Annotated in this window: 11 protein-coding genes; all 11 read left to right on the top strand. The window is 73.2% G+C overall.

Annotated elements, in window-relative coordinates; translation table 11 throughout:
- Positions 1 to 43: 43 nt before the first annotated feature.
- The 11 genes from nfi to efeB all read left to right on the top strand — a co-directional run bounded on the left by nfi (position 44) and on the right by efeB (position 12492).
- On the top strand, positions 44 to 757 hold the full coding sequence (gene nfi / locus OG559_RS06305) for a deoxyribonuclease V (RefSeq protein ID WP_405113363.1): 714 nt from the start codon (positions 44 to 46) through the stop codon (positions 755 to 757).
- Between the two features lie 143 nt (positions 758 to 900).
- The gene (locus OG559_RS06300) at positions 901 to 2019 is read left to right on the top strand and encodes a hypothetical protein (RefSeq protein ID WP_405116413.1); all 1119 of its coding nucleotides are present in this window, start codon (positions 901 to 903) and stop codon (positions 2017 to 2019) included.
- 69 nt (positions 2020 to 2088) lie between these two features.
- A complete protein-coding gene (locus OG559_RS06295) occupies positions 2089 to 3474 on the top strand; it encodes a phosphomannomutase/phosphoglucomutase (RefSeq protein WP_405113361.1) in 1386 nt (461 codons plus the stop codon).
- Positions 3475 to 3535: 61 nt separating this feature from the next.
- Entirely contained in the window at positions 3536 to 3721 is a 186-nt protein-coding gene (locus tag OG559_RS06290; protein WP_117665810.1) for a Trm112 family protein, read from the top strand.
- Positions 3718 to 4914 carry an SIS domain-containing protein gene (locus OG559_RS06285; protein WP_405113359.1) on the top strand — a complete coding sequence of 399 codons (1197 nt, stop codon included), beginning with the start codon at positions 3718 to 3720 and terminating at the stop codon, positions 4912 to 4914. Before OG559_RS06290 ends, OG559_RS06285 begins: the two co-directional genes overlap by 4 nt.
- Before the next feature lie 28 nt (positions 4915 to 4942).
- Positions 4943 to 5971: a cation diffusion facilitator family transporter gene (locus tag OG559_RS06280; RefSeq protein ID WP_405113357.1), complete on the top strand. Its 1029-nt coding sequence runs from the start codon at positions 4943 to 4945 to the stop codon at positions 5969 to 5971.
- 1 nt (position 5972) lies between these two features.
- On the top strand, positions 5973 to 7136 hold the full coding sequence (gene manA, locus OG559_RS06275; protein WP_405113355.1) for a mannose-6-phosphate isomerase, class I: 1164 nt from the start codon (positions 5973 to 5975) through the stop codon (positions 7134 to 7136).
- Positions 7137 to 7417: 281 nt separating this feature from the next.
- A complete protein-coding gene (gene ahcY, locus OG559_RS06270) occupies positions 7418 to 8917 on the top strand; it encodes an adenosylhomocysteinase (RefSeq protein WP_405113353.1) in 1500 nt (499 codons plus the stop codon).
- 175 nt (positions 8918 to 9092) lie between these two features.
- Positions 9093 to 10010, top strand: a complete 918-nt coding sequence (gene efeU, locus OG559_RS06265) for an iron uptake transporter permease EfeU (RefSeq protein WP_405113351.1) — start codon at positions 9093 to 9095, stop codon at positions 10008 to 10010.
- Positions 10011 to 10031: 21 nt separating this feature from the next.
- A complete protein-coding gene (gene efeO, locus OG559_RS06260; protein WP_405113349.1) occupies positions 10032 to 11165 on the top strand; it encodes an iron uptake system protein EfeO in 1134 nt (377 codons plus the stop codon).
- 46 nt (positions 11166 to 11211) lie between these two features.
- Positions 11212 to 12492 carry an iron uptake transporter deferrochelatase/peroxidase subunit gene (efeB, locus tag OG559_RS06255; RefSeq protein ID WP_405113347.1) on the top strand — a complete coding sequence of 427 codons (1281 nt, stop codon included), beginning with the start codon at positions 11212 to 11214 and terminating at the stop codon, positions 12490 to 12492.
- Positions 12493 to 12521: the final 29 nt, after the last annotated feature.

The following is a 12521-nucleotide window of genomic DNA, read 5'->3' as shown; positions in this document are numbered from 1 at the left end:
CTGATCCGTTGCGCCCGCAGGGACGGCGGACCATGCTCACCCGATGGCTGACCCATCGGCGACCCACCGGCCACGCGGACCCGAGGCGCGAGCTCAACGGCCGCCGCGCACCGAGGCCGAGGCGCTCGCCGTACAGGACCGGATGCGACCCCTCGCCGACCTGGTCGGGCCGGGTCCCACCGCGCCCGCGACGGTGGCCGGCCTGGACGTCGCGTACGCCGAGAGCGGCGACCGGCTCGCGGCGGCCGTCACCGTGCTGGACGCCCGGACGCTGGCCGTGGTGGACCGGGCGGTCGGCGTGGGGCGGCCCGCGTTCCCCTACGTCCCTGGGCTGTTCGCCTTCCGGGAACTGCCCGCGCTGCTGGACGTGCTGGAGAAGCTGACCGTCCGCCCGGAGCTGCTGGTCTGCGACGGGCACGGGCTGGCCCACCCGCGCCGGTTCGGGCTCGCCTGCCACCTGGGCGTGGTCACCGGACTGCCCGCGATCGGGGTGGGCAAGACGCCGCTGGTCGGCGAGTGGGAGCCGCCGGCGGCCCGGCGTGGCGCCTGGTCGCCGCTGCGCGACGGCGGGGAGGTGGTCGGCCGGGTGCTGCGCACCCGGGACGGGGTGAAGCCGGTCTTCGTCAGCGTCGGGCACCGGATGGGCCTGGACAACGCCTGCGCCCGGGTGCTCGCGCTGACGCCGAGGTACCGGCTGCCGGAGACCACCCGCACCGCCGACCGACTCTGCCGCGAGGCGCTGGCCGCCGCCTGCTGACGGACCGCCGCCCGCCCGCGCGGCGGGCGGGGGCGGTTTCCGTAACGCAAAGCACATGCGGGGCGCTCGACGAACTACCGGGCCCCGCACCCGGTAGTAACCTGACCAGCGGACCCCACCCGGGGAGGAACGGCGAGGTGAGCATGGCGGTACGTCGGCGGGCGACGCGGATCGCGGCGGTCTGCGTGATGCTGGGCGGCCTCGTGGCCGTCGGGGCGACGCCGGCCCTGGCCGACGGCGACTCGGTGCGGGTGCGCTCGGCCGACAGCTTCCGGCCGGGCGGCTCGCCGGGGGCGGTCAACGTCGAGGTGCGCAAGCGCACCGGGGGCTGCGTGCTGGTCCGTACCGGGTTGGGGCTGCGGCTCGACGGCCTCGCCGCGGACCAGGCCTCCGTCCAGGTGGCCATGGCCGGTCGGTGGTGGCCGGTGTCGGTCTCCGGCGGCGGGGGCGGGGTGACCGCGAGTCAGGTCACGCCGACGAACCCCACGCTGTGCAAGGGCAAGAGCCTCACGGTGCGCTACCGGGTGACGTTCCGGGCGGGCACGCCGGGCGGCCGGCTGGAGCTGACGGGTGAGGCGACCAACGCGTTCGGCCGTGCCCTCGGCCGGGACGCCACCGCGGCCCGGGTGATCGGGGAGAGGAAGAAGCCGAGCCCGTCACCCACCTCGTCGCGTACGCCGTCGCCGAGCCCGACCGTCGCGCCGACCGAGGCGGTGGACGCCGGCGGCCCGACCCTGGCCGCGGCCGCCGCCCGGGCCGGCTCGGCAACCCCGGTCGCCGCCGAGGAGGACTCCGGCGGTCTGTCGGTGTTCATGCTCTTCGGCATCGGCCTGGTTGTGGTGGGCGTCGGCCTGATCGTGCTGCTGGTACGCCGGTCCCGGGCCGACAAGGAGCCGGCCGCCGGCCGGGGCGAGTACCCGCCGGTGCCGCTGCCGCGCAACCCGGGCGGCACCACATACCGCTCCGGAGGCGGGGCGGCGACCCCGCCCGCGCCGCCCACCGGCGGGGTGTACGGCCGGCCGGCCGCACCCCCGTCCGGCGGGACGTACGGCGCCCGCCCCGGCCCGCCGGTCGCCCCGCCGGTCAGTGGCGGCGGGGTCTACGGCGGTGCGACGGCGCACCCGGCCGGCGACACCCCGCCCCGGCAGCCCGGCCCGCCCGAGCCGCCCGGTCCGGGTGGGCTGCCGCCCGGTCCGGGTGGGCCGCCCGCGCCCGCCGGTGGCGGCGACGCGACGACGATCATGCCCCGCCTCCCCGGCTGAGGCGGGGGAGGCGGGGGCGCTCCGATACGCTCAGGTGCGTTGAGGACCTGCGGCCAAGGAGCGGAACCCGTGTCTGATCTGTCCCGGATCGTGAAGGCGTACGACGTCCGGGGTACGGTGCCGGACGAGTGGGACGAGCGGGCGGCCGAGGCGCTCGGCGTCGCCTTCGGTCAGGTGCTCGCCGCCGCCGACGAGCCCGGCGACGCGGTGGTGATCGCGCACGACATGCGGGCCAGCGGTCCGGCCCTGGCCGAGGCGTTCGCCGCCGGCGTCCGGGCGCAGGGGCGGTCGGTGATCGAGCTGGGGCTCGCCTCCACCGACATGCTCTACTACGCCTCCGGCATCCTCGGCCTGCCCGGTGCCATGTTCACGGCCAGCCACAACCCGGCCAAGTACAACGGCATCAAGTTGTGCCGCTCGGCCGCCCGCCCGATCGGGCAGGACAGCGGCCTGGCCGAGATCCGGGACCGGGCGCAGGCGCTGCTCGACTCCGGTGCCGCGCCCCCGGCCGAGGCGTCGACCCGGCCGACCGAGCGGCGCGACCTGCGCCCGGAGTACGCAGCCCACCTGCGCGGGCTGGTCGATCTCTCCGGCATCCGGCCGTTGAAGGTCGTGGTCGACGCCGGCAACGGGATGGGCGGTTGGACGGTGCCCAGCGTGCTCGGCGACGCCGTGCTGCCGGCGCTGCCGCTGGAGATCGTGCCGCTCTACTTCGAGCTGGACGGCACGTTCCCCAACCACGAGGCCAACCCGCTGGACCCGGCGAACCTGGTCGACCTCCAGCGGGCCGTCCGCGAACACGGCGCCGACCTGGGGCTGGCCTTCGACGGCGACGCCGACCGCTGCTTCGTCGTCGACGAGCGCGGCGAGCCGGTCTCCCCGTCGGCGATCACCGCCCTCGTGGCGGTCCGCGAGTTGGCGCGGCATCCCGGGTCCACGGTGATCCACAACCCGATCACCTCCCGGGCGGTGCCGGAGATCATCGTTGAGCACGGCGGCAAGCCGGTGGTGGCCCGGGTCGGGCACTCCTTCATCAAGGCCGAGATGGCCCGCACCAACGCCGTCTTCGGTGGCGAGCACTCCGCCCACTACTACTTCCGGGACTTCTGGTTCGCCGACACCGGCATGCTGGCCGCGATGCACGCCCTCGCCGCGCTCGGCGAGCAGGACCTACCGCTGTCCGAGCTGGCCCGGGAGTACGAGCGGTACGTCGCGTCCGGCGAGATCAACTCTACGGTGGCCGACCAGTCGGCGAGGGTGGCCGAGGTGCGCGCCGCGTACCCGGAGGCGACCGCCGACGAGCTGGACGGGCTCACCCTGAGCTTCCCCGACGGCGCCTGGTTCAACCTGCGTGCCAGCAACACCGAGCCGCTGCTGCGGCTGAACGTCGAGGCGCCGACCGGGGAGCGGATGATCTCGCTCCGCGACGAGGTGCTCGACCGGGTTCGCCGATAAGATCGCCTGCGCCGGTCGGCACCGTCGACCGCCGCCCCCGCACCGTGGAAGGAGCCGCACCATGGCCCTGGACCCGCAGTTGCTCGAGATCCTCGCCTGTCCGGACACACACCACGCCCCGCTGGACTACGACGCCGGGGCGCAGACACTGACCTGCACCGAGTGCGGTCGGATCTTCGAGGTACGCGACGACGTGCCGGTGCTGCTGCTCGACGAGGCGCGCGGCGGACCCGCGCAGCAGCCGTGATGGAGGGAACGGCGGGAGTCAGCGGCCGCCGCGACGCCGACGAGTCTCTGCTGGACGACCCGGACGCCCTCGCGGAGCGCGACCCGGGCGGCATGCTCCGGTTCACCGCCTCCGCCGGGGCGCAGGTCCGGGAGTCCGCCGCCCTGACCGCCGAGACGAACCTGACCGCGCTCGCCGACGACGGTCGCCCCCGGGCGGTCGTCATCGCCGGCATCGGCACGGCCGGGCGCACCGGGGACGTGCTGGCCACGGTCGCCGGGCCGCGCTGCCCGGTCCCGGTCATCCCGCACCGCAGCGCCGGCGTGCCCGGTTGGGTGGGCGCCGCCGACGTGGTGATCGCGGTCAGCGCCTCCGGCCGCAGTCCCGAGGCGCTCGGCGCCGCGGAGGCCGCGCACCGCCGGGGCGCCCGGCTGGTCGCCGTCGGCGCCCCCGACTCGCAGTTGCAGGCGGCGGCCGAGCGGGCCCGCGCGCCGTTCATCCCGGTGCCCCGCCGTGCCCCGGCGCGGGCCAGCCTGTGGGCGCTCACCGTGCCGGTTCTGCTCGCCGCCCGTACGCTCGGGCTCGTGAAGGTCAACGAGGCGGATCTGGCCGAGACGGCGGCGCGGCTCGACGCCGACGCCGACCGGTGCCGTGCCACGGCCGAATCGTTCGTCAACCCCGCGAAGTCGCTGGCACTCGGGCTGGCCGGGTCGATCCCCATCGTCTGGGGCTCGTCGCCGCTGGCCACCGTGGCGGCCCGCCGGTTCGGCGACACCCTGTCGGCCAATGCTCGCTATCCCGTGGTCAGCGGGGCGCTCGGCGAGGCCGGCCGGGGGCGGGTCGGCCTGCTCGACGGCGTGTTCGGCGGCCTCGCCGAGGGAATGCGGGACATCTTCGCCGACCAGGAGGAGCCCGAGGCGGAGGGCACCCGGCTGCGGCTGGTGCTGCTGCGCGACGGCGGCCTCAACGCCGAGGACGACGCCGACGAGCCGCTGGCGGTCGAGGAGCGTCGGGCCGACGCCGTGCAGACCCTCGCCGAGCGGCGCGGGGTGCGCTGCGACGTGGTGACCGCCGAGGGCGGCTCCGCGCTGGAGCGGCTCGCCTCGCTGGTGGCGGTGCCGGACTTCGCCTCCGTCTACCTGGCCCTGGCACACGGACTGGACCCGATGGCGGTTCCGGCCATCACAGAGATGAAGGAGCTGGCAAACCAGTGAGCATGTGCGGCATCGAACGGGGACCGGCATGAGCGCCGACGGTGGTACCAAGGCGATCGTCGCGGCGCTGTTCGCGAACGTGGGCATCGCGATCACGAAGTTCATCGCGTTCCTGTTGACCGGCTCCTCGTCGATGCTGGCCGAGTCGATCCACTCGGTGGCCGACTCCGGCAACCAGGGCCTGCTGCTGCTCGGCGGCCGGCGGGCCAAGCGCGCCGCAACCCCCGAACACCCCTTCGGGTACGGCCGGGAGCGCTACATCTACGCGTTCATCGTGTCGATCGTGCTGTTCAGCGTCGGCGGCCTGTTCGCGCTGTACGAGGCGTGGCACAAGGCGGCCGAACCGCACGGGATCGAGAGCTGGCACTGGGTGCCGGTCGTCGTGCTGGTCGCGGCCATCGTGATGGAGAGCTTCTCCTTCCGTACGGCGATCAAGGAGTCCAACCACATCCGGGGCAACCAGTCCTGGGTGCACTTCATCCGCCGGTCCAAGGCCCCGGAGCTGCCGGTGGTGCTGCTGGAGGACTTCGGCGCGCTGGTCGGTCTGGTCTTCGCGCTGTTCGGTGTGGGGATGACCCTGATCACCGGCAACGGCATGTGGGACGCGGCCGGCACCGCCATGATCGGCGTCCTGCTGGTGCTCATCGCGATCGTCCTGGCTATCGAGACGAAGAGCCTGCTGCTCGGTGAGGGCGCCGAGCCGAAGGACGTGGCCGCGATCGAGCGGGCCGTCACCGCCGGCCCGGAGGTCGAGCGGATCATCCACATGAAGACGCTCTACCTGGGCCCGGAGGAGCTGCTGGTGGCCGCGAAAATCGCGGTCCCGGCGTGCGAGAGCGCCGAGGAGTTGGCGCGGGGGATCAACGCCGTCGAGACGCGGATCCGCGCGGCCGTCCCGGTCGCCCGGGTGATCTATCTGGAGCCGGACATCTGGTCCGTCGCGGCAGAGCGGGCCGGCACCGGCACCGCGGCTCCCACGGCCGCCCCGGACGCGCCGGACGCCGCGGTGCCGCACGCGACAGAGACTCCCACCGACAAGACCCGAACCGGGAGCTGAGGTGGAACCGCTGCACGGGCCGATCCGGGACTACGCCTGGGGTTCTCGTTCGGCGATCGCCGAGTTGCAGGGGCGCCCGGTGCCCAGCGCGGGGCCGGAGGCCGAGTTGTGGCTGGGTGCCCACCCGGGTGCGCCGGCCACGGTGCGGCGCGGTGGTGCGGCGGCGAGCCTGGTCGACCTGCTGGTCGCCGAGCCGGGGCGTTGGCTCGGCGACCGGGTGGTCGAGCGGTTCGGCCCCCGGCTGCCGTTCCTGCTCAAGGTGCTCGCCGCGGACGCCCCGCTGAGCCTCCAGGCCCACCCGGACCCGGAGCAGGCCCGTGCCGGGTACGCGGCCGACGCGGTGCGCCCGGCGGGGGAGCGCAACTATGTCGACCCGCACCACAAGCCGGAGCTGCTGGTCGCCCTTTCGCCGTTCGAGGCGCTCTGCGGGTTCCGCGACCCGGTGGAGTCGGCCGAGGCGCTGGCCGCGTTCGGCGTACCGGCGCTGGAGCCGGTGGTGTCGGCGCTGCGCGGCGGCCCGGCGGGGCTGCGGGAGGCCGTACGGCTGCTGCTGAGCTGGCCGGCGGCGGAGCGGGCCGGGCTGGTGGCGGACGTGCTTGCGGCGCAGGCCGCGGGGCCGGACGCGGAGCTCGCCCGAGCGCTGGCCGGCCACTACCCGGGCGACCCCGGGGTGCTGGTGGCGCTGCTGCTCAACCACCTTCGGCTCGCCCCCGGGGAGGCGATCTGGATGCCGGCCGGCAACCTGCACGCCTACCTGCGGGGCACGGGCGTGGAGATCATGGCGGCCAGCGACAACGTGCTGCGCGGCGGGCTGACCCCGAAGCGGGTGGACGTCGACGAGCTGCTGCGGGTGCTCCGCTTCGAGGTGCTCGACGACCCGGTGGTGGCCCCGGAGCCGGTGTCCGCCGGGGTGGTCCGCTGGCCGGTGCCCGTCGACGATTTCGCGCTGCACCGGGTGCGGCTGGACGCCGGCGCGCCGCCGGTCCGGCTCACGGCGCCGGGGCCCCGCGTGGTGCTCTGCCGGGCCGGGAGGCTCTCGGTCGACGACGGTCGGGGCGTTGTCGCCCTTGTGCCGGGGCAGTCCGCGATCGGCCCGGCCGACGCCGGTCCGCTCGTCCTCGACGGCGTGGGCGAGGCGTACGTGGCCACCCCGGGGCTCGACTGACCGTCACCCCCCGTAGAGGGGAGGCCGCCCCCCTGTGGCCGACACATATCCGAAATTCCCGGAATAGCTTGACGTACCCCTGGCCTAGTGTGACTCTATGAGTACGCAGCGTTAACGAGACGAAGGTCCGGGGGCGCGCGGGGAACCAAACCGGGGGGATGCGCGGGGCGGCCGGACAGTGGGCGGGAAAGTCCGTTCACGACCGACCGCCCCGTGCGCTGTCCGCCTTCGCGCGTAAAGTGAAGGGTCGCGCAGCACTTCGTTCTTCGACAGGAGCTTCTATGACCAGCACCCTCCCGGCCGTCCCCAGTGGCACGCCGTCCGAGGCCCGGCCGAGCACCCTCGCCGAGGGCGACTTCAAGGTGGCGGATCTGTCGCTCGCCGAGTTCGGGCGCAAGGAGATCCAGCTCGCCGAGCACGAGATGCCGGGCCTGATGGCGATCCGTCGTGAGTTCGCGCAGGCGCAGCCCCTCGCGGGGGCGCGGATCACCGGTTCGCTGCACATGACCATTCAGACGGCTGTGTTGATCGAGACCCTGGTGGCGCTCGGTGCTGAGGTTCGTTGGGCGTCGTGCAACATCTTCTCCACCCAGGACCATGCCGCCGCCGCGATCGTCGTCGGCGCGGACGGCACGCCCGAGGCGCCGGCTGGTGTGCCGGTGTACGCCTGGAAGGGCGAGAGTCTTCAGGAGTACTGGTGGTGCACCGAGCAGGTGCTGGCCTGGCCGGACGGTCAGGGCCCGAACATGATCCTCGACGACGGCGGCGACGCCACCCTGCTCGTGCACAAGGGTGTCGAGTTCGAGAAGGCCGGGGCTGTTCCGTCGGTCGAGTCCGCCGACTCCGAGGAGTACGCGGTCATCCTTGAGGTGCTGCACCGTTCCCTCGGCGAGGACGGGCAGCGGTGGACGCGGATCGCCGCCGGCATCAAGGGCGTGACCGAGGAGACCACGACCGGCGTGCACCGGCTCTACGAGATGCACCGCAACGGCACCCTGCTCTTCCCGGCCATCAACGTGAACGACTCGGTGACGAAGAGCAAGTTCGACAACAAGTACGGCTGCCGCCACTCGTTGATCGATGGCATCAACCGGGCCACCGATGTGCTGATCGGCGGCAAGATGGCCGTCGTGCTCGGCTACGGCGACGTGGGCAAGGGCTGCGCCGAGTCGCTGCGCGGCCAGGGCGCCCGCGTCGTGGTGACCGAGGTCGATCCGATCTGCGCCCTTCAGGCGGCGATGGACGGCTACCAGGTGGCGACTCTGGACGACGTGGTCGGGCAGGCGGACATCTTCATCACGGCTACCGGCTGCTTCGACGTGATCACCAACGAGCACATGGCGCGGATGAAGCACCAGGCCATCGTGGGTAACATCGGTCACTTCGACAACGAGATCGACATGGCTGGCCTGGCCAAGCGTTCCGATGTCGAGCGGGTGAACATCAAGCCGCAGGTCGATCTGTGGAAGTTCGCCGACGGGCACTCGATCATCGTGCTGTCCGAGGGGCGGCTGCTGAACCTGGGCAACGCGACCGGGCACCCGAGCTTCGTGATGTCGAACTCGTTCGCGAACCAGACGATCGCGCAGATCGAGTTGTTCACCAAGCCCGAGGACTACCCGATCGGCGTCTACGTGCTGCCGAAGCACCTGGACGAGAAGGTGGCCCGGCTGCACCTGGGCGCGCTCGGCGCGAAGCTGAGCACGCTGACGAAGGAGCAGGCCGCCTACCTGGGCGTCTCGCAGGAGGGCCCGTTCAAGCCGGAGCACTACCGCTACTGATCCGCACGACAGGGACCGGGTCGGCCGCGCCGCGGCGGGCCCGGTCCCTGTCGTATGCCGGGCCGCCGCGTGGTCGGGTGAGTTCGCCCCGAACAACTTGACGGGGTCACGGAACGGGAGGAAGGTATGGCTGCCCTAAGTTAGCTGAGGCATGCTGACGGATCATGGAGTGCCGATGTTCGCCACCTACCTGATCGGCCTGCGGGAGGGCCTGGAAGCGACCCTCGTGGTCAGCATCCTGGTCGCCTTCCTCGTGAAGTCGCAGCGCCGGGACCGGCTTCCCCAGGTGTGGGCGGGCGTCGGCCTCGCCGTGGCCCTCTCGGTGCTGTTCGGCTGGCTGATCGAGTACACCTCGACCTCGCTGCTGGCCCGCTCCGAGGATCGGGAACTGTTCGAGGCGGTCACCTCGGTCGCGGCCGTCGTCTTCGTCACCTGGATGATCTTCTGGATGCGCCGGGCCGCCCGGACAATGGCCGGTGAGCTGCGCGGCAGACTGAGCGAGGCGCTCGCGGTCGGCTCCGTCGCGGTGGCCGGGATGGCCTTTCTCGCGGTGATCCGGGAGGGCTTGGAGACCGCCCTCATCTTCTACTCCGCCGCCCAGGGCGCGGCCGGGGACAGCGGGCCGTTGCTGGCCCTGATCGGCGGTATCGCCAGCGCCGTGGCCATCGGCGTGGGCCTCTACTTCAGTGCCCTGAAGATCAACCTGTCCACGTTCTTCACCTGGACCGGCGCCCTGCTGATCCTGGTCGCCGCCGGCATCCTCAAGTACGGCGTGCACGACTTCCAGGAGGCCGGCGTGCTGCCCGGCCTGAACGACCTGGCCTTCGACATCACCGGAGTCCTCGACCCGGGCACCTGGTACGCCGCCCTGCTCGCCGGGATGTTCAACGTCACCCCCGCGCCGAGCGTGCTGGAGATGGTCGCCTGGGCCGCGTACGCCCTGCCGGTGCTGCTGCTCTTCCTGCGCCGGCCAGCCGCCCCGGCCCGGCCCGCCACGAACGCCGCCGCCGAACCGTCCGGCCCGGCGGCCCCCGGCACCGACTCTTCCACCACCAGCGGCACCGGGCCGGCGACCGCGTCGCCGCGCGCCTGACCTCACGAGGAGAAACTCCTGATGCGTACCACCCGCTTCCTGGCTCTGGCCGCCACCGGCGTGCTGGCCACCACCGGCGTCGCCGCCTGCGGCGGAGCGGAGAAGGAGGGCGCAGCCGGCGACGGGGGCCCGATCACCGTCAAGGCGACCGACACCGCGTGCGAGGTCGGCCGGACCGACCTGCCCGCCGGCCAGACCTCCTTCAAGGTCACCAACTCCGGTGCCAAGGTCACCGAGTTCTACGTCTACGCGGCCGGGGACCGGGTGATGGGCGAGGTGGAGAACATCGCCCCCGGGCTCAGCCGCGAGCTGCGCGTCGAGCTGCCCGCCGGGACGTACGAGACGGCCTGCAAGCCTGGGATGATCGGCAAGGGCATCCGGGGGGCGCTGAAGGTCAGCGGCACCGCCGCGACCGTCGCTCCCGACGCCGCGCTGGCCGAGGCCACCGCGAGTTACCAGCGCTACGTCAACAGCCAGACCGCCGCCCTGCTGACCAAGACCGAGGAGTTCGTGGTCGCGGTCAAGGCCGGCGACGTGGCGAAGGCCAAGGCGCTGTACCCGGTGGCCCGGACCTACTGGGAGCGGATCGAGCCGGTGGCGGAGAGCTTCGGCGACCTCGACCCGAAGATCGACGGCCGCGAGGAGGTCATCGAGGAGGGCATGGAGTTCACCGGCTTCCACCGGATCGAGAAGGACCTCTGGACGTCCGGCGACATCAGCAAGGACGGCCCGATCGCCGACCAGCTCCTGGTCGACGTCAAGGCGATCGTGGCCAAGGCCAATGCCGAGAAGCTCACCCCGCTCCAGCTCGCCAACGGCGCGAAGGCGCTGCTCGACGAGGTCGCCAGTGGCAAGATCACCGGCGAGGAGGAGCGCTACTCGCACACCGACCTCTGGGACTTCAACGCCAACCTGGAGGGCTCGAAGGCTGCGATCGCCTCGCTCCGCCCGGCCCTGGAGCAGCGCTCCCCGGAGCTGGTCGCCCAGCTCGACAAGGAGTTCGCCAACGTGGAGACCGCGCTCGGTAAGCACCGCGACGGCGACGGCTGGAAGCTGCACACCGCGCTGAGCAAGGCCGACCTGAAGGAACTCTCGGACAGCATCAACGCGCTGGCCGAGCCGATCAGCAAGGTGGCGGCGGTCGTCGCCCGGTGACCGACCGCCCCGGTGGACGCACCGACGAACAGGGAAGGGTGACGGCATGAGCGGGAACCAGGTATCCCGGCGGAGGGCGATCACGCTCGCCGGCGCGGGGGTCGCCGGGGTGGCCGGCGTCGCCGTCGGGGCCGGCGCGCTGGCCCGGGGCGGGGGCGAACGCGCCGCCGCCGACCAGGGCGCGGCGGCCGGCGCGGTGGCGTTCCACGGCGAGCACCAGGCCGGCATCACCACCCCGGCCCAGGACCGGCTGCACTTCGTCGCGTTCGACGTCGTCACGAAGGACCGGGCCCGGCTCGTCGACCTGTTCCAGGAGTGGACGGCCGCAGCCGCCCGGATGACCGCCGGGCGGGACGCCGGGGTGATCGGCGCGGTCGGCGGCGTCCCCGAGGCCCCGCCGGACGACACCGGCGAGGCCCTCGGGCTGCCCCCGTCGCAGCTCACCCTCACCATCGGCTTCGGCCCGACGTTGTTCCGCGACGCCCAGGGCAAGGACCGGTTCGGCCTCGCCGGCCGCCGACCCGCCGCGCTGGCCGACCTGCCGCACTTCGCCGGGGACGCGTTGCGCCCGGAGCTTTCCGGCGGGGACCTCTGCGTCCAGGCCTGCGCCAACGATCCCCAGGTGGCGGTGCACGCCATCCGGAACCTGGCCCGGATCGGCATGGGCGTGGTGAGTGTCCGGTGGTCGCAGCTCGGCTTCGGGCGCACCTCATCGACCTCCCGGGGGCAGGCCACCCCGCGCAACCTGTTCGGCTTCAAGGACGGCACCGCCAACCTCAAGGCCGAGGACGCCGGGCTGCTGCGCGAGCAGCTCTGGGCCCAGCCGGGCGACGGGCCGGACTGGATGACCGGCGGGTCCTACCTGGTCACCCGCAAGATCCGGATGCTGGTCGAGACCTGGGACCGCAGCTCCCTGGTCGAGCAGGAGCAGATCGTCGGGCGGACCAAGGGCAACGGCGCCCCGCTGGGCCGGGGCGACGAGTTCGACGAACCCGACCTCGCCGCGAAGGACGACGACGGTCAGCCGCTGATCGCCGAGACCGCGCACGTCCGGCTCGCCCACCCGAGCCAGCACGACGGCGCGCGCCTGCTGCGCCGGGGCTACAACTTCGTGGACGGCTCGGACGGGCTGGGCCGCCTCGACGCCGGGCTGTTCTTCATCGCCTACCAGCGGGACCCGCGCAAGCAGTTCGTGCCGATCCAGACCCGGCTGGCCCGCAACGACGCGATGAACGAGTACCTGCGGCACGTCTCAAGCGGCATCTTCGCCTGCCCGCCCGGGGTACGCGACGGCGGCGACCACTGGGGCCGGGCGCTCTTCGGCTGAGCCGCCCGGCCGGGCCCTGCCGGCGTCGG

The sequence above is a fragment of the Micromonospora sp. NBC_01405 genome, from assembly GCF_045040155.1.
Classification (GTDB): Bacteria; Actinomycetota; Actinomycetes; order Mycobacteriales; family Micromonosporaceae; genus Micromonospora.
The sequence above is the reverse complement of the archived record's forward strand: the minus strand, read 5'-3'. Positions and strand labels throughout refer to the sequence as shown.

Coding starts and splice junctions, on each gene's coding strand:
- ahcY (WP_405113353.1), top strand. CDS start 7,418: ATGACCAGCACCCTCCCGGCCGTCCCCAGTGGCACGCCGTCCGAGGCC.
- OG559_RS06280 (WP_405113357.1), top strand. CDS start 4,943: ATGAGCGCCGACGGTGGTACCAAGGCGATCGTCGCGGCGCTGTTCGCG.
- efeO (WP_405113349.1), top strand. CDS start 10,032: ATGCGTACCACCCGCTTCCTGGCTCTGGCCGCCACCGGCGTGCTGGCC.
- OG559_RS06300 (WP_405116413.1), top strand. CDS start 901: ATGGCGGTACGTCGGCGGGCGACGCGGATCGCGGCGGTCTGCGTGATG.
- nfi (WP_405113363.1), top strand. CDS start 44: ATGGCTGACCCATCGGCGACCCACCGGCCACGCGGACCCGAGGCGCGA.
- efeB (WP_405113347.1), top strand. CDS start 11,212: ATGAGCGGGAACCAGGTATCCCGGCGGAGGGCGATCACGCTCGCCGGC.
- efeU (WP_405113351.1), top strand. CDS start 9,093: ATGTTCGCCACCTACCTGATCGGCCTGCGGGAGGGCCTGGAAGCGACC.
- OG559_RS06290 (WP_117665810.1), top strand. CDS start 3,536: ATGGCCCTGGACCCGCAGTTGCTCGAGATCCTCGCCTGTCCGGACACA.